The sequence below is a fragment of the Bacillus canaveralius genome (assembly GCF_002860125.1).
Taxonomy (GTDB): Bacteria; Bacillota; Bacilli; order Bacillales; family Cytobacillaceae; genus Bacillus_BJ; species Bacillus_BJ canaveralius.
In genome coordinates this window covers 1-19504 of sequence record NZ_PGVA01000007.1, presented here as the reverse complement: position 1 = coordinate 19504, position 19504 = coordinate 1, and the positions used below count along the sequence as shown (strand labels likewise).

The window sequence follows — 19504 nt, the reverse complement described above, 5'->3', positions numbered from 1 at the left end:
TGCTTTAGTTCGCTAATGTATTAGCAAAATGAAGTTATTTGTAGTGTAACGGTTTTGCGGTGTGTCGTCAACCAAAAAACTGCCTTGTTTTCAACTAAAAAGAGCCTTATTAACCTTCGTTAATAAAGCTCTGATCGTAAATCGGATCTTCCGCCCGGCGTTCGGCCAGCTGTTCCTTCGTATAGATGATTCGCATCGGGTTTCCGCCGACAAATGCCCCCGCAGGAACATCCTTATGGACAAGCGTACCAGCCGAGACAATCGCCCCGTCCCCAATCGAAATCCCCGGCAATATCGTCGTGTTTGCACCAATCATCACTTCACTGCCAATCTCAACCGGCCCAAGCCGGTATTCTGTAATGAGGTATTCATGGGCAAGAATCGTCGTATTGTACCCGATGACCGTATTACGGCCGACGCTGATTTTTTCGGGAAACATGATATCAAGCATCACCATCAAGGCAAATGAGGTTTGCTCGCCGACATCCATTTTTAAAAAGGTGCGATACAGCCAGTTTTTCATACCAAGAAACGGAGTGTAACGGGCTGCCTGAATCACTGTGAAATTTTTGACGACCTTGAAAAAGGGAACCGTTTTATAGACATGCCAGAGAGAATTTGCTCCTTCAACAGGATAGCGGGTTGTCTTTCTCATCCTACACTCCAACAATATCCAATAAATCCGGCATTGTTTCAAGGATGTAATCAGGCTGATAGGAAGCGATATAGTCTCGCCCTTTTACGGTCCAGGCTACGCCTGCCGTCCTCGTTCCGGCATTTCTGCCTGCCAACACATCATGATGGTTGTCGCCGACCATGATCGCTTCATGAGCATGTGAACCCAGCTGGTTTAAAGCTTTTAGCACCGGCTCCGGATCGGGCTTTGCTTTCTCAACATGATCAAGGGCGACAATCACATCAAAAAATGGATCAAGATTGGTCAGCTTTAAGCCTTTTAAAATGACATCCTCCATTTTCGTCGAGACAATTGCTAGCTTGTAGTCATTTTCCTTCAAGGTTCGAACCGTTTCGAAAACGCCTGTAAATTCTTTGACAAGCAGGTCGTGGTTCGAGATATTGTACTTCCGGTACGTCTTAATCATATCCTCTGTCAACGCCGGATCGATAGAATTAAACGTGTCGGTCAACGGCGGGCCGATGAACGGCAGCACATCTTCACGCCGATATTTTTCCGGATAGTAGCTGTCAAGCGTGTGCAAAAATGAAGAAATGATCAGTTCATTTGTGTCGATTAATGTTCCGTCTAAATCAAATAAAATCGCGTTAATGTTAGTGCTCATACGTAGCTTCCTTTCCTTTTGCAAGCTCGGCCCGATTCCATACAAATGCGACAGCAAGTGTTAATAGGACCGCGACAGTAAGGCGAATCAATAACAGCGGCAATACTGGGATTCCCAGTGGGATAAAGATTAAGGTGTCCTCGACAACAGCGTGGCAGGCGACGAGGAAAATAAACGCAATCGTGACATCCTTTTTGCTGACCCCGTCCTCTCGCACCGCCTGGATCATCACGCCCGCCCCCATTGCCAGGCCGAATAATAGCCCGGATGCGAGCGTCGTCGAAGTATTATCTTTCATGCCAAGCAGCCTCGTAACCGGGGCCATCCAGTTCGAGAAAACATTGAGCCATTTTAAATCCTTCAAAAATTGGATTCCAACCATTAACGGGATTACGACGGCGGCGAGCTGAATGATGCCGATACCGCCTTTTTCGACCGCCTCGATAAATATTTCAGTAAATCCTTGTGCCGGCTCCTCTTTTGCAGGTATCAGCCCGTATTTCGCCAGTTCGGCGCCGCCCTGCCAGACAAGATTAATAACGACGGCGGATACAAAAGCAAGCCCGAGCCTGACCACGATAACGATCCACAGCTTAACGCCAACCTTTAGAGCGACACCGGTTTCAATAAGTAAATTATGGGAAAATGACAGCATCACCGCAAGGATAAATACTTCTTTAACGGTTAAGTCGAGAGAAAGAATCGCACCAATTGCAGCATATAAGTTTAAAAAATTGCCGAGAACAAGTGGAATGGCTGCATCCCCTGACAAGCCGAACACCGACATTAATGGTGCAATCATATCAACTACCCATGGCAGCACTGGAGTATATTGAAGCAGTGTCACAATTAGCGTTACCGGAAATACAATTTTCCCCAGTGACCATGTCGTGTGTAAACCAACCATTAATCCCTTTTTGATTGAACCAAGAAGCATATTCTCTTCCCCTCTTTTATGCTTTATCTAAATAGCGGGTTTTCGCTAACCCCGTTTTTCTTCTGTATACAAGTAAAACAACTGCCCCGATAATCAAGGCGATCGAAATCGTCTGTGCCATTCTTAAATTCTCAGTCAACATCAGGCTGTCGGTCCGCAATCCTTCGATAAAAAATCGGCCGATTGAATACCAAATCACATAAGTAAGGAAAAGCTCCCCGCGCCGCAGATTTACTCTCCGCAACAGGAGTAATACAATAAATCCGGCCAGATTCCAAACCGACTCGTATAAAAACGTCGGATGATAATAGCTTCCGCCTATGTACATCTGATTGATGATAAATTCGGGCAGAAACAGGTCTTCAAGAAAGGCGCGGCTTACTTCTCCGCCATGCGCTTCCTGGTTGATAAAATTTCCCCATCTGCCGATTGCCTGGCCGAGGATGATGCTCGGTGCAGTAATATCGGCAAGCTTCCAAAAAGATATCTTCTTTTTCTTTGCAAAAATATACGCTGTGATAACCGAACCGATCAGCGCCCCGTGGATGGCAATGCCGCCATTCCAAATCTGCACGATTTCACTTGGGTTTTGCGCATAATAGTCCCATTCAAAAATGACGTAATAAATCCGCGCACTAATGATCGCTATCGGAATCGCCCATAGCATTAAGTCGGCAAGCAGATCCTTAGAAAGGCCCCTTCTGTCCGCTTCTCGCATCGCAATCCAGAGCGCCAGTGCAATTCCGACACCGATAATCACCCCGTACCAATGAACTTGTATCGGGCCAAGCGTAAAGGCAATCGGATCAAGCGGCTGAATATTTTCTTTCATGTTCACTTCTCCTCTTTCAGCTTATTGACCTTACACATCTTCATGTTCGCCATCTTCAATCACATCTGTCAGTCGGTTTGTAAACTGTTCAGCCGCATTCATCCCCATTCGTTTCAAGCGGAAGTTCATTGCTGCGACTTCAATAATAACAGCAAGGTTTCGGCCTGGACGCACTGGAACGGTCAACTTTGTAATCTCGCTATCAATGATTTTCATTTTCTCTTCATCTAATCCGAGCCGGTCATAGGTTTTATTTTGATCCCACAGTTCAAGACTGATAACGAGGGAAATTCGCTTGTAGCTGCGGACGGAGCCGGCGCCAAATAATGTCATGACATTGATGATGCCGAGTCCCCTGATTTCAAGCAAATGCTCAATCAGCTCGGGTGCATTTCCCACTAATGTATCCTGGTCTTCCTGGCGAATCTCAACGCAGTCATCCGCGACCAGGCGATGCCCCCGTTTTACAAGTTCCAACGCTGTTTCACTTTTACCAACACCGCTTTTTCCGGTAATTAACACACCGACACCGTAGATATCGACAAGAACACCATGCACAGCGGTTGTCGGGGCGAGCTTGCTTTCAAGAAAGTTTGTTAAACGGCTCGAAAAACGGGTTGTTTTCCATTTTGCGCGCAGCACAGGAACAGACTCCCGCTCTGACGCTTCAATGAGTTCTTCTGGAACGTCCATTTCCCTTGTCACAATGATCGCCGGAGTGATATCGGTGCAGAGCTGCTCCATCCGGGATTTTCGTTCCTGACCATTTATTTTTGCAAAAAAGGTGAGCTCCGTCTTTCCAAGGAGCTGGATCCTTTCAGCAGGATAATATTCAAAGTATCCGGCAATCTCAATTCCCGGCCGTGAAATATCACTGGTTGTAATCGGGCGGTTAATTCCTTCTTCCCCGCTGATGAGCTCAAGATCGAATTTTTCGATAATATCTTTCGTACGAACTTTTGGCAACCTAAGCTTCCTCCCTTTGTGCGCACTCGTAACCTGCGGGCTCGCAAGTTTAACTTCTCTTATTTTAGCACTTTTTGAGAAAGAACCAAACGAATGGATACAGAAATCTTTTCATTCGAGTTTTTTAAATTCAGGAAGAGATTTATGTTAATAGGTATAAATCCAGACAAAAACACATACATTTTATCATGGACAAATAGTATTAATTCTTTTTGAAATAGGTCTAGACAACTATACTTCTAATTGCTATGATGATAGTGTAAACGAATTCATTTTTTAATTTTTGGAATTTTTTATTCTATTATTCTTTAAAAGGGGGAACCAACTATGCGCAAAGAGGAACGCTTAGCCACGGAGATTATTGAGCAATTGGGCGGAGCAGCGAACATTGCAAACCTTGCGTCATGTATGACCCGGCTCAGGGTACAGCCGGTGGACGAAAGCAAGGTAAACATCACAGGCATTAAAAACATTGATGGCGTTATGGGAATTGTTGAGGAAGAAACGATCCAAATTATCCTCGGACCGGGCATTGTTACGAGAGTAGCGGATGAAGTTTCAAAGATTACCGGAAGAGATGTCAGTTTAGTAGATGAAGACAGCGACAATCCATTTGCAGGATTGGCAGACAAAACAAAAGCGGATTTAAAGAAAAAAAATGCTACCCCGTTCAAGCTGTTTTTAAGAAGAATCGCGAGCATCTTCATTCCGCTGATCCCGGCGATCGTCGCATCCGGGTTAATTGCCGGGCTTACAAATGTGATTATCCGGTCAGGGGCCGATCCAGAATCGACGGTCGTTAAAGTATTAAGCTTGATCGGCTGGGGATTGTTTAGCTATTTATTTGTATTCGTTGGAGTTAACACGGCCAAAGAATTTGGAGGCTCACCAGCACTTGGCGGCGCAGCTGCGATTATTTTATATAATCCCGGTCTTGCTGACATCACATTATTCGGTGAGGCACTCGTTCCGGGACGGGGCGGTTTAATTGGCGTTATGCTCGCTGCCGCATTTATCGCTTTCTTGGAACGGCGACTTCGCAAAGTCGTTGCGGCATCTATTGATATTATTGTCACACCCACTCTCGCCTTATTAATTACTGGCGTTGCAACACTGTTTATTTTGCAGCCAGTCGGCGGACTCATCTCTGACTTGATTACAAAAGGTCTGCTTGGATTAATTGAAATGGGTGGAATTTTTGCCGGGCTGATCCTTGCCGGAACATTCCTGCCACTCGTTGTTACAGGTCTGCACCAAGGGTTGACACCCGTCCATATGGAATTGATTAATACGATTGGCGATGACCCGCTACTCCCTATTCTTGCGATGGGCGGCGCCGGCCAGGTCGGGGCAGCATTCGCCATTTACTTTAAAACAAAAAATGCCCGCCTCAAAAAAGTCATTAAAGGCGGACTTCCGGTTGGAATGCTCGGCATTGGCGAACCGTTGATCTTCGGGGTCACCCTCCCGCTTGGCCGACCGTTTCTAACCGCATGTTTAGGAGCAGCAGTCGGCGGCGCCTTCCAGGCATTCTTTAATGTCGCAACCATTGCGATTGGCGTTTCCGGAATTCCGCTTGTCTTCCTCGTCAATACAAACGAAATGGTCTTGTATTTAGTCGGCTTGCTTATCGCTTACTTTTTCGGATTCCTTTTCACATGGCTGTTTGGTTTCAAAGAAGAAATGGCCAGAAATATTTAATGACGCTGTGCAACTTGACCGGATAACCCGGTTGTACAATGATTCGTCCCGAAGGAAATTGCATTTAACTCGTATACTTGATAACTTTTAATATGGGTGTAGGCTCAAATGTTGCTTGTATACGCTCAAGCACAAAATAAAACAAGGAGGAAACCTTATTCCTCCTTCTTGGTGTTTGTTTTTCAAAAATCCGGAATGATTGTAGGTGGACATATTGATTGGGATCTCCGTGTATTTAACAGAGAATAAAAGAGAGCAAAACCGCATCTGGATTGAAAAAGCTTCTTCGTGCGGCTTAAAGTCTATCTTTACATCGCTCCATATTCCCGAAGATGACCATGCCAAGTATAAAGACCTGCTCATTGAATTAGGAACCTTGGCCAAAGAAAATGACATGGAGCTTCTGGCAGATGTTTCTCCCTTATCATTAAGCTATCTTGGCTTGACATGGGAAACGATTGGCCAATTAACAAACTGGGGCCTTACTGGAATCCGGGCTGATTACGGGTTTAGTGCCGAACAAATCGTCCAGTTGTCAGCGCTGATGAAAGTAGGTATGAATGCCAGTACAGTGTCACATACGGAGCTTGATGAATGGATCAGTATGGGCTTAAACGTTAGAAATGTTGAAGCATGGCATAACTTTTACCCACGTCCTGAGACCGGGCTCGATGCACGCTTCCTATCGGAAAGAAATCAATTTTTAAAAAATAAAGGCTTGACAACAATGGCATTTATACCGGGAAACCTGGATTTAAGGGGTCCGGTCTTTGCCGGTTTGCCAACGGTTGAGGAACATCGAAGCGCTTCCCCGACAGCTTCAGCCGCTGAATTAATGTATTCACTCTATACAGACAAAGTTTTAATCGGAGATCATACTGTTACTGACAGCACTTTACAGCAGCTATCAAGCCTTGTAAATGGCGTGATACTGTTAAAAATGAAGCCTGTCGATCAAAACGACTCTCTTCCGATACTTAACGAGATCCATACAAACCGGATGGATCCGGCCCGGGACGTCATTCGCTCCGTAGAATCCCGGTCATATGCCCAAACCGGAAATGGACAAATTCTGCCGGCAAATCAGCTTGAACGCCGTACAGGCGCGATTACGCTCGATAATCAGCTTTACGGCCGATACTCTGGTGAGCTCCAGGTCACGTTAACAGATTTGCCGAAAGATGAACGAGTGAATGTTATCGGTTATGTAGAGAATGAGGATATTCCCCTGCTCAGGCAAATTCGGGCTGGCGGAAAATTTACATTTATCATGGAGGGTTAATATGAATATATCGAAATTAAATACAGAACAGCGTAACCCAAAAACGATGAATATCGATTTAATGGCAACAGATGAGATCATCTCAACTATCAATGAAGAGGATAGCCTCGTTCCGATTGCGATCGCCCGGGAGCTGCCGTCCATTTCAAAAACAGTTGACATGATCGTTGCTTCTTTTAAAAGCGGCGGCAGGCTTATTTACACCGGCGCAGGAACATCGGGACGGATCGGCATTATCGATGCTTCCGAATGCCCGCCTACATATGGAACAGAACCCGAGATGGTGGTCGGCATCATTGCAGGCGGGAAAAAGGCGATGACGGAAGCCGTTGAAGGTGCCGAAGATGACCACGATCAAGGTCGGAAGGATTTAGAGGACATTCACTTATCGGCACAGGATATTGTCGTCGGCATTGCTGCGAGCGGCCGCACCCCGTACACGATCGGCGCTCTTGAATATGCCAATCAAATCGGTGCTGCCACTGTTGCTGTCGTCTGCAGTAAGGATTCTGAAATGGAAAAGGTCGCAAAGGTAACGATAGCCCCGATTGTCGGGCCGGAAGTCGTGACCGGATCAACAAGGATGAAAGCAGGGACCGCGCAAAAACTCGTTCTAAATATGCTGACAACCGCATCGATGATTAAGATGGGGAAAGTTTACGGCAATCTCATGGTTGACGTGCAAATGACGAATGAAAAGCTGTTTAAACGGGCCGAGAATATCGTCAAAATGGCAACCGGTGCTGACGAAGAAACTGTAAAAGCTGCATTGGACGAACAAAATTACAATACAAAAGCAGCGATTGTACAAATTCTCACCGGGTTGGAAGCGAAAGCAGCAGCAGACCTGCTTGAAAAGCATTCTGGCTATTTGCGGAAAGCGATTGGAGAATAGAAAAAACAGGCCCCCATACCCTTGCTAATAGTGGTATGGGGGTCTATTTTACACTAACTGGTATAGACAACTATATAATAAAACGTTTATAATATAACTAAGTCAATTTCACAATAATAAGCTAAACCGAAAAACGAATGAAGTTGTCTGGATATACAGGAGTATGCCGTAGGAAACGAATAATACTGTCTTAATTTTAAATAACTGTTCGTTTTTCAATTAAAGAATTGCTTTATGAATTCATTCAACTATAAAGTTATTAGGAAATGGAGATGAAGAGGTTGGATCGTCTTCTTATTGTTAACGGAAGGATCGCTCTTGAAAACGAGTGGCTTAATAATGGGTTCATCTATATAGAAGGCACTGCCATTAAGGAAATCGGCACAATGGACCAGCTTCCTAATCTTGATGAACAAGCTCGAATTATCGATTTATCCGCCGGCTATACCGCCGTCCCCGGATTCATTGATGTCCATATTCATGGTGCGGGCGGGGCAGATACAATGGACGCCACCCCGGATGCGTTAACGACAATCGCAGCCACCCTGCCTTCAGAAGGGACGACAAGCTTTCTGGCAACAACGATTACTCAGGAGAAAACTGCGATTAAAAAAGCGCTTGAAAATGCGGCCCAGTACAGCACAACGCAAAATAAACCAGGTAAAGCAGAAATGCTCGGCATCCATCTCGAAGGTCCGTTTATTAATAAAATTCGTGCCGGCGCCCAGCCGGAGGAATATATTATTGATCCGGATATAGACCTGTTCAGAGATTGGCAACAGGCGGCAGAAAACCAAATTAAGCTTGTCACTGTAGCTCCTGAGCTTGCGAACGGCCTCGATTTTATTCACTATTTGCACGAAACAGGTGTGATCGCCTCAATCGGCCATTCAGATGCCAACTATGAGGTAATGGCGAAAGCGGCCGGGGCCGGAGCCCGACACGTGACACACCTTTTTAACGGAATGCGCGGGCTTCACCATCGCGAGCCGGGAACAGCCGGAGCGGCTTTGCTGCTCAATGAACTTAAGATCGAACTGATTGCAGACGGAATCCATGTCCGTCCTGAAATGGTCAAACTCGTTCTCAACGCAAAGGGCAAGGATGGAATGATATTAATCACGGATGCGATGCGAGCTAAGTGCCTCAAAAATGGTGAATACGATCTTGGGGGACAAAACGTAAAAGTAGCCGATGGAAAAGCGCTGTTAGCTGACGGTACCCTTGCCGGCAGTATTCTAAAAATGAATAATGCGGTTAAAAATGTGAATGAATTTACAAACGCCCCGCTCCTCGATGTGATTAAGCTTGCAAGCGCCAACCCGGCAAAGCAGCTGAACATGTTTGATCGCAAAGGCAGCATTGCGCCTGGAAAAGATGCCGATATTGTCATCCTTGATGAACAGCTTCGAGTGATCATCACATTATGCCGCGGCCAAATCGCCTACGGAAAAGAGGTGTTCGACAAGCAATGAAGATTGTTCGTGCAAGCAACTATGAAGAAATGAGCATGAAAGCTGCAAAAGGGATTATTGAGAAGGTGCGCAGCAAACCCGATATTACTTTAGGGCTTGCTACCGGCAGCACACCGAAAGGCGTCTATCGTTGCATCATTGAAGACCACAAGCATTGCGGCACCTCCTATCAGCAGGCTGCCTCCGTTAATCTTGACGAATATATCGGCCTTGATCAAAAGGACCGGAACAGCTATCATTCTTTCATGTGCCGTGAGTTTTTTGATCATATCGATCTTCCGCTTGAGCGGGCGTTCATACCTAACGGCACTGCGACGGACCTGCTTACTGAGTGCGCCCGCTATGAAAAGACGATTCAAGCTCTTGGCGGAATCGATCTGCAAATATTGGGAATCGGGCATAATGGGCATATCGGCTTCAATGAACCAGGTACCCCTTTTACTAGCAGAACCCATGTTGTTTCCCTTGCAGAGAGTACCCGGCAGGCAAATTCCAGATTTTTCACGTCCGTCGATGAAGTTCCGACTTCGGCAATCACAATGGGAATTGCAACAATTTTAGACAGTGCGGAAATTTACCTTTTGGCGTCCGGATCTTCCAAAGCAGACGCGATCGCGCGGCTAATTGGCGGTGATGCCGATGAACAATTTCCGGCTTCAGCATTGAAGTTGCATAAAAACGTCACGATTTTTGCTGATGAGGACGCATTGAATTTGATTTAGCATAAAGACAAGGAGAATCGACCATGATTGATAAAAACTCACCGATTCCTATATATCATCAGCTTGAAGAACACCTTAAAAGCAAAATTGAGAGCGGTGCCATTAAAGCGGACGAGGCGATTCCATCCGAACGGGAATATGCGGAACGGTACCAGATCAGCAGAATGACCGTCAGGCAGGCGCTGAACAATCTAGTTAGTGATGGTTATTTATACCGACAAAAAGGAAAAGGAACATTTGTCAATAAGAAAAAAGTAGAGCAGCGGCTCCACGGATTAACGAGCTTTACCGAGGATATGATCGAACGGGGAATGAAGCCGAGCAGTAAGCTGCTTTCTTTCGAGATCATTGCCGCCGGGGCTGAAACAGCTCACCGCCTAAACATAAAAGAAAATACACCTGTTTACGAAATTAAGCGGGTTCGCCTTGCAGATGCAGCTCCGATGGCGCTGGAGACTACTTATCTACCTGCGAACTTAATAAAGGGCCTCACTGAAGAGATCATCAACCAATCCCTCTACCGTTATATTGAGGAGAAGCTGTCATTCACTATCCATGAGGCTACCCAGCAGATCGAGGCTGCAATCGCAAAAGACATAGAAATAAAGCATTTACAGATTGAAAAAGGCGCGCCTATCTTATTAATCCATCGCTCTTCCTTTTTAAAGGATGGCACACCGTTTGAATACGTCAAATCGGCATACCGCGCTGACCGTTATAAATTTATCCACTCAATGCAGCGTGGCAAATAGGTTCGAAAAAGGAAAAGCCGGCACCGATTGGAGTGCCGGCTTCCCTGATTTATTTTTGACTTGCAGGTTTGATCACAGCTTTTTGAATAATCAGGTTAACTGCCGCCATAAGCACTGCTACAAGCAACGCCATACCGAATCCTTCAATTTCAAACGCAGTGCCCATGATTCCATCTGTCAAAAGTAACGTGATTGCATTCACGACAAATAAAAACAGACCGAGGGTCAGAACTGTAACAGGCAATGTGAGCAAAATCAGAATCGGACGAACAAGAATATTAAGCACCGCTAAAATAACACTCGCAGCAAGTGCCGAACCAAAACCCTCTAAATAAAAATCTTCAAAATAACCGGCTATTGCCATAAATAACACCGAGTTAATTCCTATACCGAGCAGCCATCTCATCTGTTAGTACTCCTTATTAGGCAAAATAAACACTAGAACGAGGTAAACAATCGTCAACGGGAAAAACCCGGTCAAGAAAAGGAGAATGACAAATAATACTCGTAAAATCGTTGCATTTATGCCAAGTGACTGGGCTAAACCACCAAGGACACCTGCCAGCTTGCGGTCTGTTCGCGATCGGACAAGCTTCATTTCCATTCCTCCTATTTTTTTAAATTAATTCCAAAAGATTTCCGCACCGAAATCGAGCCTGTTTTTGTTTCTGCAGACAGATTTACAGTTCTGATCTCCTCGTTAACAGGCTTGAAGGTCATTGTTTTTTGGGCAATTTCGTTTTTTTCGTCAACTATTTGAATACCCTCAAGGTCTACGGTAAAACCACCGAGGTTCGTTCTCAAATTCCCATTGACCGCGAGCTTCTCAGGAATGAATAATTCAATGCTCCCCGTTGCTCCTTTTGCGATAATGCGTTCGGCCCTATCCCCTGTAAGTGAGCAATGAACATTGCCATTAAAGGTCTGGATATCTACCTCGGCAAAGTCCCCTTCTAATTTTATCGGCCCGTTAATCGTTTCCGCATCAACCTCTCCAATCCTGCTGCCAACAATCGTGATCGGACCGTTGGCTGTTTCTGCTTCCAGCTTTTCGCAGCTTACGCCATCAAGATTAATCTTCCCGTTAGCTGTCTTTACTTTGCAATTTTTCGCGCATAAACCATTGCCGGCAATATACCCGTTAAATATCCGCACCTTCACATGCTCGTATTCGTCCGCAGGAATATAGACTGTTGCATCAATTTTCATCCACTTTTGCTGGGTCACAAAACGGAGCTTCTCACCTTCAATTGCAAAGATCGTATCCTTTAAAAAGCTTCGTCTCGCTTCGTCCTGATTTTCGACACGGTAGATCCTGGCGTGGCATTCTATCCGGACATCGCGCTCGTTCCCCGGTAAAACTCGAATAGACCCGTTCGCTATGTCAATGTCTATCTCCTTTAAAAACGCATCGCCATGCTGAAAAATATGCGATATATCGACCGAATGACCAAAGTTAAAATCCAGATCGAAATCCTTTATTTTCTGGAAAGCGGTATCGACAAATTCAAAAATCTTGTCTTTTGTCGATTGCAGCTTTTGGTGGGTAGACTGCTCTTTCTTTGCTTCCTGAAATTCGACGTTTGTCGATATTTCATGGACGCTATCCTGCTGCTTTGGTTCCTTCGACTTGCTTGCATCGTCAAGCCCTTCCAACAGGGTTAATGCTTCTTCCACAGAAAGCTTGCCTTCTTCGACCAACTTTAATATGCGCTTGCGTTCCTCTTTCATTATCTTCCCTCCAACAAGAATGATTTATGAACGGATTTCTGAGTTACAATCACTGAATACACACGGCAAATATTACATTAAAATAACTTAAAGCAACCTTTTTGTATTGATTACGTTCAACTCCTTAATTGTAGTACGCAAGGAAGTGACCCAAAGTTTCAGCCAATTTTATTTTCGGTAATATACTTACTATTACTTTACCACACTGCATCGGATCGACACCTCGGCCCCGGGAATGAGTTTGGATTAAGACCTTTAACGTTGTGAAAAGAGATCAACATCTATTTAAAAACTAAAAGAGCAGCTGCCTATTTTAAGACAGCTGCTCGCTCATTTTATGAATTCGCAACGCGTTCTTTCTCTTCAATCAGTTTCTTCATTCGCAATCGGTCTCGATCGAGGACCGGCTTTAAATACTTTCCAGTGTACGAAGCAGGCACTTTGGCTACCTGTTCCGGTGTTCCAGAAGCAACAATGGTGCCACCCCGGTCCCCGCCTTCCGGACCGAGGTCAACGATATAATCAGCCGCTTTGATGACGTCAAGATTATGTTCAATCACCAGCACTGTATCACCGTTGTCGACAAGCCGTTGCAGGACAACCAAAAGTCTCGAGATATCATCAACATGCAGTCCGGTTGTCGGTTCGTCAAGAATATAAAGTGATCGTCCGGATGAACGGCGGTGCAGCTCGGAGGCCAGTTTAACCCTTTGTGCTTCTCCTCCTGACAGCGTTGTGGCCGGCTGCCCTAATGTAATATAGCCAAGCCCGACATCAGCAATCGTTTGCAGCTTTCGTTTGATTTTCGGAATGTTTTCAAAAAATTCATTCGCGTCTTCAACCGTCATATTTAAAATGTCGGAAATATTCTTGCCTTTATATTTCACTTCGAGCGTCTCCCGGTTGTACCGCTTGCCATGGCAAACTTCACATGGAACATATACATCAGGTAAAAAGTGCATTTCGATCTTGATAATTCCATCCCCACGGCATGCTTCACAGCGTCCGCCCTTGACATTAAAGCTAAAACGGCCTTTTTTATAGCCCCGCACCTTTGCTTCATTCGTCGAAGCAAACACATCGCGGATATCATCAAACACACCGGTATAGGTTGCCGGATTTGAACGAGGCGTCCGCCCGATTGGCGACTGGTCTATATCAATGACCTTTTCTAAATGGTCAATTCCCTTTATGTCCTTATGCTCACCCGGTTTGCTTTTCGCATGGTGAAGCTGCTGGGCAAGTTTTTTATGAAGAATTTCATTGATAAGCGTACTCTTACCAGAGCCGGACACGCCTGTAACCGCAATAAACAGCCCTAATGGTAGCTTTACGGAAACATTGTTTAAATTATTTTCCCGTGCCCCTTTAATTTCAAGATAACGGCCATTTGCTTTGCGCCGTTCAACCGGAAGCGGGATGAACTTTTTGCCAGACAGGTATTGGCCGGTTAATGAGGCCGGATCATTCATAACTTCTTCAGGGGTCCCGGCTGAAATAATTTCACCGCCGTGAACCCCGGCACCTGGCCCGACATCAATCAAGTAATCCGCAGCAATCATCGTATCCTCATCATGCTCAACGACAATCAATGTATTACCGATGTCACGCATGTTTTTTAAGGTCTCAATCAAGCGATCATTGTCGCGCTGATGCAAGCCGATTGATGGTTCATCCAGGATATAGAGAACGCCCGTTAGACGGGATCCGATTTGTGTTGCAAGGCGGATCCGCTGGGCTTCCCCGCCTGAAAGGGTTCCGGCTGCCCGGCTTAGCGTTAAATAATCAAGCCCAACATTAATCAGAAAGCCAAGGCGTTCCTTTATTTCGCGAAAAATAAGGTTAGCAATCTTCATTTCTTTATCTGTTAGCTGTAAATTCTCAAAAAACTGGTATGCCTCTTCAATCGAACGAGCCGTTACCTGGCTAATATGCTGTCCTGCTATGAGAACCGCAAGGCTTTCCTTTTTTAGACGGTTGCCTTTACAGGTTGGACAAGGCTTTTCACCCATATATTTTTCCATTTGTTCGCGAATATAATCGGAGCTTGTTTCTTTAAAGCGCCGCTCAACATTGCGAATAACGCCTTCAAATTCAATATAATTTTCCCGTATTTGGCCAAAATCATTTTCATAACGAAAATAAATTCTGTCCTCGTTTGAACCGTAAAGGATTTTATCAAGCAAATGGCCGGGGATGTCTTTAACAGGTGTATCCATATCAACTCCATAATGATTGCATACCGCTTCAAGAAGCTGCGGATAATATTGCGAGCTCGTCGGTTCCCATGGAGCAATCGCATGATCCCGCAACGACAGGTCCCGGTTAGGTATGACCAGATCCTCATCGACTTCGCGCTTTGCGCCAAGGCCATCGCAGTCAGGACAAGCACCGAAAGGACTGTTAAAAGAAAACATGCGCGGTTCAAGCTCGCCGATAGAAAATCCGCAGAGCGGGCAAGCATGATGCTCGCTGAAAAGAAGCTCAGCTTCCCCGATGACATCAATGACAACTTTGCCTTCCCCCAGACTTAGAGCTGCTTCAAGGGAGTCTGCAAGACGCGCTTCCACCCCTTCTTTAACAACAATACGGTCGATGACCACTTCGATCGAGTGCTTCTTATTTTTATCAAGCTCAATGTCATCACCGATTTCGTGCATTTCCCCGTTGATTCTGACCCGGACATAGCCTTGCTTTTTTATATCCTCAAGTACTTTAAGATGCGTACCTTTTCTTCCGGAAACGATTGGAGCAAGAACCTGCAGCTTTGTTCTTTCCGGATACTCCATGATACGGTCGACCATTTGTTCAATCGTTTGCGAGGAGATTTCAACGTTGTGGACCGGACAAACCGGCCGGCCCACCCGCGCAAAAAGCAGACGCAAATAATCATAAATTTCCGTCACCGTTCCAACAGTCGAACGGGGATTCCGGCTCGTCGTTTTCTGGTCAATCGAAATAGCCGGGGATAACCCTTCGATGGCATCGACATCCGGCTTATCCATTTGCCCGAGAAATTGGCGGGCATAGGCGGAAAGCGATTCAACATAGCGGCGCTGGCCTTCTGCGTAAATCGTGTCAAAAGCCAATGACGACTTTCCGGATCCCGACAATCCTGTCAAAACAACAAGCTTATCTCTCGGAATCGTGACATCAACATTCTTTAAATTGTGGGCTCTCGCACCTTTCACAATCAGTTTATCCATAGCCATGTAACCGTCATCCTTCCGCTTTTAACTCTAATATTAAATCACGAAGCTCGGCGGCCCGTTCAAAGTTTAACGCTTTGGCCGCGTCCTTCATTTCTTTTTCCATGCTGACTAACAGTTTTTCACGTTCTTTCTTATTGAGCTTGCCAATAGATGCCGCCGGTTTATATTCTTCCTTCTCTTCGGCCGCATAGGTTGCACGAATCGAGTCGCGAATGTCTTTTTGAATTGTTTGCGGTGTAATACCGTGCTTCGTATTATATTCTTCCTGTATCTCACGGCGCCGTTTCGTTTCATTAAGCGCCAGTTCCATTGAATTGGTGATCCGATCGGCATACATGATTACCTGGCCATTGGCATTTCTCGCCGCCCGGCCTATCGTCTGGATCAACGAACGTTCAGAACGGAGGAAGCCTTCCTTATCCGCATCAAGAATCGCAACGAGCGAGACTTCCGGAATGTCAAGTCCTTCCCGTAACAGGTTGATCCCGACCAGTGCATCATATTTTCCGAGGCGCAATTCACGAATAATTTCGATTCGTTCCAGTGTCTTGACCTCGGAATGCAGATACTGAACTTTAATACCGATTTCTTTTAAATAATCTGTTAAATCCTCTGACATCTTTTTCGTCAGCGTCGTAATAAGAACCCGCTCATTCTTGTCAATTCGCTCCTGGATTTCGCCGATTAAATTGTCTATTTGCCCTTCAATCGGGCGAACTTCAATGGTTGGGTCAAGCAGTCCGGTTGGCCGGATGATTTGTTCAATCATTGTCGGCGTATGCTCTATCTCAAACGGTCCAGGTGTAGCGGATACGTAGACAATTTGATTGACGTGTTTTTCAAATTCATCAAACATGAGCGGTCGGTTGTCCAGCGCAGATGGCAAGCGGAAACCATGCTCAACGAGGACGTTCTTTCTGGCCTGGTCACCATTGTACATACCACGAATTTGCGGGAGTGTAACATGAGACTCATCGACTACAATCAGGAGGTCTTCGGGAAAATAATCAAGCAAAGTATAAGGAGTTGACCCGGCAGCTCTCAGCGTTAAATGGCGGGAATAGTTTTCAATACCCGAGCAAAAGCCCATTTCCCGCATCATTTCCAGATCATAACGGGTCCGTTGTTCGAGGCGCTGTGCTTCCAATAGCTTATCCTCGGCACGAAGCTTCGCCAATTGCTCCTCCAGCTCTTGTTCAATGTTCTCAATTGCTTTGCGCATTTTCTCTTCCCGGGTAACGAAGTGGGAAGCAGGAAAAATCGCAATATGGTCGCGCTCGCCGATAATTTCACCTGTCAATGCATCTACTTCACGAATCCTGTCAATTTCATCTCCAAAAAACTCTACACGCAAACAGTGTTCATCCTTTGCGACAGGAAAAATTTCAACGACATCGCCGCGAACCCGGAATGTTCCCCGTTTAAAATCAATATCATTTCGTGCATATTGAATATCAACAAGACGCCGGAGCAGCTGGTTACGTTCAATCTCCATTCCTGACCTTAGCGATACAACAAGTTCCCGGTATTCTTCCGGGGAACCGAGACCATAAATACAGGAAACACTGGCAATAATAATGACATCTTTCCGCTCAAATAACGAAGAAGTCGCAGAGTGGCGCAGTTTATCAATTTCATCATTGATGCTTGAATCTTTTTCGATAAATGTATCCGTGTGCGGGACATATGCCTCTGGCTGATAATAGTCGTAATAGCTTACAAAATACTCCACGGCGTTATTCGGGAAGAATTCCTTAAACTCGCTATATAGCTGTCCGGCCAGTGTTTTGTTGTGAGCAATAATGAGCGTAGGTCGATTGACTTCCTTAATAACATTGGAAATCGTGAATGTCTTCCCTGTTCCGGTTGCCCCGAGCAAGGTCTGGTAACGCTCGCCCGCTTTGAGTCCGGCAACGATTTTTTTAATCGCTTCCGGCTGGTCGCCTTGCGGGGAATATTTCGAGACTAACTCAAATTGGCCCTTCATAAACAAACCTCCTTTTCAAACAAAACAGAAATATATCGAAACAATCTACTCATTTCCTTAAATATAGAAACAAAAGATCGTTTTATAGGTTTTCATCAAAAAACTCATATCAACATTCTACCACAAACCACCTAAAACAAACCAATAAAATGCGAACGGATATTCGTTTTTTCCAAAAATGGTTAGATTTAACCTTTTTTGACCAATGCTAATCTAGGTAGATTCCTTTATACTGGGTAACGATTCTAAACACGACAATAAAAACCTGCCAGCGGCTTCCCGGGGCAGGTTTTTTAAGCACTTTTCTTTATCTTTTGTTTCATTCTTTTAGCGTACCAGAATCCTGCTGTTAATGAGAAAGCATCAACAATGATCAACAGGAACGAATCCGTGTAGCCTTTATAGACAGAAGCTGCAATTAATGCAACGGTTAACACTAAGCCGATAACATTACTGTATGTGACCCTGGCGAAAAATAGCACCAGCAGTCCAGGCAATATAAGGGCTGATAAATACTTAATAGCCAATAGCCACACCTCTTTTAAACATAATTAGCTGTAAACCCTCACATTGCTTTAGGAATGGTTGAATCCCAGTTTACGAAGAGCCCGCGCCAGATTGTTTTGAATATCTACATCTTTAAAGTTGACGCCAAGTTGCGTCGCGATTTGGGCAACCTCCGGCCGCAAACCGGATAAAGTCGTTTTGACGCCGACAATTCGCAATGCAGCGATCACTTGAAAGATCTGTTGGGCGACCATTGTATCGATAATAATCACGCCTGACAAATCGATAAATAAATGCTTTACTTGCTTTTGAATACATTGATTTAAGGTCGATTCCAGTATAATCTTCGCCCGCCGGGTATCAATATCACCGATCAGCGGCAGCACGCCAATGTCATCGGAAATCGGTATAACCGGACTGCTTAGCTCCTGGATCAACGCCTGCTGAGAAACAAGCATATCGAGCGTTGCCCGGTAATAGTGCTCAGAGAACTTTTCAATAATCGTGTCAAAAGCAGAATTGACGCGGCTGCTCCAATGAAAGATCTCTTCGAGGTGTGCATCTTTTTGATGTTCAAGGAAATAGTTTTTAACCTGCTTCCAGTAGATGTCCCGAAAAACCTTCACATGGTGGATAACCTCAAAAATCGGTACGCTGCTGTTAGCCCGGTCCTTCCCAACTTCCGACGCCCAATTTTCTATATATTCGTTAAAAACATTTTCAGAATCTAAAAACACTTTTGAGACCGCCACAACCGTCAGGCCATTCTGTTCACGAAGCCTGTTGACAACTTCCTCAGGAGCATCCGGCGAATACATCAGCGATCCAGCTGTGTCCCGGCTTGAAAGCCATTCATCTGTCATTTCGTTTGTATGGCTGATCATATAATCATGAAGCTGGCTATTATTATTTTCCATAGCCGCGTCCTCCCCCTGGTAACAATCGAATGCAAGCAAAATCTGCGCTGTGAATCAGAACAATTTCAATTCTATTAGTATGCAGTTCGTAAAATGAAATTTGAAAAGGCGAGTTCTTTTTTAAAAATACCTTGTTAATGCTAGTTATCAGCATTGCGAAGCTCTTTTATATTTTACTATAGTTGTCTCCAGAAAGACAACGAAAGAGAGACTAAGTGAAGCACGTAGAGTAGAAAACAGGAATTAGATATTGTCTTCTTGTCCTCGGGTTTCAGGGTGTTCCACCT

18 protein-coding genes are annotated in these 19504 nt (G+C 45.1%); 6 read left to right on the top strand and 12 right to left on the bottom strand.

Translation table 11 applies throughout. The features are described 5' to 3' along the window. Window positions 1–109 precede the first annotated feature (109 nt). Genes CU635_RS04295 through hprK form a run of 5 tightly spaced genes read right to left on the bottom strand, consistent with a single transcriptional unit; the run spans window position 110 to window position 4036 of the window. Entirely contained in the window at window positions 110–655 is a 546-nt protein-coding gene (locus CU635_RS04295) for an acyltransferase (protein WP_101575950.1), read from the bottom strand. A gap of 1 nt (window position 656) precedes the next feature. Continuing rightward, window positions 657–1301 carry a pyrophosphatase PpaX gene (ppaX, locus tag CU635_RS04290; protein ID WP_101575949.1) on the bottom strand — a complete coding sequence of 215 codons (645 nt, stop codon included), beginning with the start codon at window positions 1299–1301 and terminating at the stop codon, window positions 657–659. Further along, complete coding sequence (locus CU635_RS04285; RefSeq protein WP_101575948.1) at window positions 1291–2238, bottom strand: nucleoside recognition domain-containing protein; 948 nt, start codon at window positions 2236–2238, stop codon at window positions 1291–1293. Before CU635_RS04285 ends, ppaX begins: the two co-directional genes overlap by 11 nt. Window positions 2239–2254: 16 nt before the next feature. Beyond that, window positions 2255–3070, bottom strand: a complete 816-nt coding sequence (gene lgt / locus CU635_RS04280; protein ID WP_101575947.1) for a prolipoprotein diacylglyceryl transferase — start codon at window positions 3068–3070, stop codon at window positions 2255–2257. A 30-nt stretch (window positions 3071–3100) separates the two neighbouring features. Further along, a complete protein-coding gene (hprK, locus tag CU635_RS04275; protein ID WP_101575946.1) occupies window positions 3101–4036 on the bottom strand; it encodes an HPr(Ser) kinase/phosphatase in 936 nt (311 codons plus the stop codon). Window positions 4037–4363: 327 nt separating this feature from the next. On the opposite strand from hprK, the gene CU635_RS04270 reads away from it, so the two are divergent. The 6 genes from CU635_RS04270 (at window position 4364) to CU635_RS04245 (ending at window position 10863) form a co-directional block, all read left to right on the top strand. Then, window positions 4364–5737, top strand: a complete 1374-nt coding sequence (locus CU635_RS04270) for a PTS transporter subunit EIIC (RefSeq protein ID WP_101575945.1) — start codon at window positions 4364–4366, stop codon at window positions 5735–5737. A gap of 214 nt (window positions 5738–5951) precedes the next feature. Next, window positions 5952–7019 carry a DUF871 domain-containing protein gene (locus CU635_RS04265; RefSeq protein WP_101575944.1) on the top strand — a complete coding sequence of 356 codons (1068 nt, stop codon included), beginning with the start codon at window positions 5952–5954 and terminating at the stop codon, window positions 7017–7019. 1 nt (window position 7020) lies between these two features. Next, a complete protein-coding gene (gene murQ / locus CU635_RS04260) occupies window positions 7021–7914 on the top strand; it encodes an N-acetylmuramic acid 6-phosphate etherase (RefSeq protein WP_101575943.1) in 894 nt (297 codons plus the stop codon). 281 nt (window positions 7915–8195) lie between these two features. Then, a complete protein-coding gene (nagA, locus tag CU635_RS04255) occupies window positions 8196–9389 on the top strand; it encodes an N-acetylglucosamine-6-phosphate deacetylase (RefSeq protein ID WP_101575942.1) in 1194 nt (397 codons plus the stop codon). Further along, window positions 9386–10111, top strand: coding sequence for a glucosamine-6-phosphate deaminase (gene nagB / locus CU635_RS04250; RefSeq protein WP_101575941.1), 726 nt, complete (start codon window positions 9386–9388; stop codon window positions 10109–10111). Before nagA ends, nagB begins: the two co-directional genes overlap by 4 nt. Before the next feature lie 23 nt (window positions 10112–10134). Further along, window positions 10135–10863, top strand: a complete 729-nt coding sequence (locus CU635_RS04245) for a GntR family transcriptional regulator (protein WP_101575940.1) — start codon at window positions 10135–10137, stop codon at window positions 10861–10863. Window positions 10864–10912: 49 nt separating this feature from the next. Here the strand turns inward: CU635_RS04245 and CU635_RS04240 are convergent, their stop codons facing one another. The 7 genes from CU635_RS04240 to CU635_RS04210 all read right to left on the bottom strand — a co-directional run bounded on the left by CU635_RS04240 (window position 10913) and on the right by CU635_RS04210 (window position 19217). Further along, a complete protein-coding gene (locus CU635_RS04240) occupies window positions 10913–11269 on the bottom strand; it encodes a phage holin family protein (protein WP_101575939.1) in 357 nt (118 codons plus the stop codon). Window positions 11270–11272: 3 nt separating this feature from the next. Beyond that, entirely contained in the window at window positions 11273–11467 is a 195-nt protein-coding gene (locus tag CU635_RS04235) for a PspC domain-containing protein (RefSeq protein ID WP_101575938.1), read from the bottom strand. A gap of 5 nt (window positions 11468–11472) precedes the next feature. Further along, the gene (locus CU635_RS04230; RefSeq protein ID WP_101575937.1) at window positions 11473–12594 is read right to left on the bottom strand and encodes a DUF4097 family beta strand repeat-containing protein; all 1122 of its coding nucleotides are present in this window, start codon (window positions 12592–12594) and stop codon (window positions 11473–11475) included. A gap of 335 nt (window positions 12595–12929) precedes the next feature. Then, entirely contained in the window at window positions 12930–15806 is a 2877-nt protein-coding gene (gene uvrA, locus CU635_RS04225) for an excinuclease ABC subunit UvrA (RefSeq protein ID WP_101575936.1), read from the bottom strand. 7 nt (window positions 15807–15813) lie between these two features. Beyond that, window positions 15814–17793, bottom strand: coding sequence for an excinuclease ABC subunit UvrB (gene uvrB / locus CU635_RS04220; protein WP_101575935.1), 1980 nt, complete (start codon window positions 17791–17793; stop codon window positions 15814–15816). Between the two features lie 293 nt (window positions 17794–18086). After that, complete coding sequence (locus CU635_RS04215; protein ID WP_101575934.1) at window positions 18087–18320, bottom strand: CsbA family protein; 234 nt, start codon at window positions 18318–18320, stop codon at window positions 18087–18089. 48 nt (window positions 18321–18368) lie between these two features. After that, window positions 18369–19217, bottom strand: a complete 849-nt coding sequence (locus tag CU635_RS04210) for an STAS domain-containing protein (RefSeq protein WP_101575933.1) — start codon at window positions 19215–19217, stop codon at window positions 18369–18371. Window positions 19218–19504 lie beyond the last annotated feature (287 nt).

Coding starts and splice junctions, on each gene's coding strand:
- nagB (WP_101575941.1), top strand. CDS start 9,386: ATGAAGATTGTTCGTGCAAGCAACTATGAAGAAATGAGCATGAAAGCT.
- CU635_RS04270 (WP_101575945.1), top strand. CDS start 4,364: ATGCGCAAAGAGGAACGCTTAGCCACGGAGATTATTGAGCAATTGGGC.
- CU635_RS04295 (WP_101575950.1), bottom strand. CDS start 655: ATGAGAAAGACAACCCGCTATCCTGTTGAAGGAGCAAATTCTCTCTGG.
- CU635_RS04235 (WP_101575938.1), bottom strand. CDS start 11,467: ATGGAAATGAAGCTTGTCCGATCGCGAACAGACCGCAAGCTGGCAGGT.
- murQ (WP_101575943.1), top strand. CDS start 7,021: ATGAATATATCGAAATTAAATACAGAACAGCGTAACCCAAAAACGATG.
- CU635_RS04210 (WP_101575933.1), bottom strand. CDS start 19,217: ATGGAAAATAATAATAGCCAGCTTCATGATTATATGATCAGCCATACA.
- CU635_RS04240 (WP_101575939.1), bottom strand. CDS start 11,269: ATGAGATGGCTGCTCGGTATAGGAATTAACTCGGTGTTATTTATGGCA.
- CU635_RS04245 (WP_101575940.1), top strand. CDS start 10,135: ATGATTGATAAAAACTCACCGATTCCTATATATCATCAGCTTGAAGAA.
- CU635_RS04285 (WP_101575948.1), bottom strand. CDS start 2,238: ATGCTTCTTGGTTCAATCAAAAAGGGATTAATGGTTGGTTTACACACG.
- uvrA (WP_101575936.1), bottom strand. CDS start 15,806: ATGGCTATGGATAAACTGATTGTGAAAGGTGCGAGAGCCCACAATTTA.
- CU635_RS04230 (WP_101575937.1), bottom strand. CDS start 12,594: ATGAAAGAGGAACGCAAGCGCATATTAAAGTTGGTCGAAGAAGGCAAG.
- ppaX (WP_101575949.1), bottom strand. CDS start 1,301: ATGAGCACTAACATTAACGCGATTTTATTTGATTTAGACGGAACATTA.
- lgt (WP_101575947.1), bottom strand. CDS start 3,070: ATGAAAGAAAATATTCAGCCGCTTGATCCGATTGCCTTTACGCTTGGC.
- uvrB (WP_101575935.1), bottom strand. CDS start 17,793: ATGAAGGGCCAATTTGAGTTAGTCTCGAAATATTCCCCGCAAGGCGAC.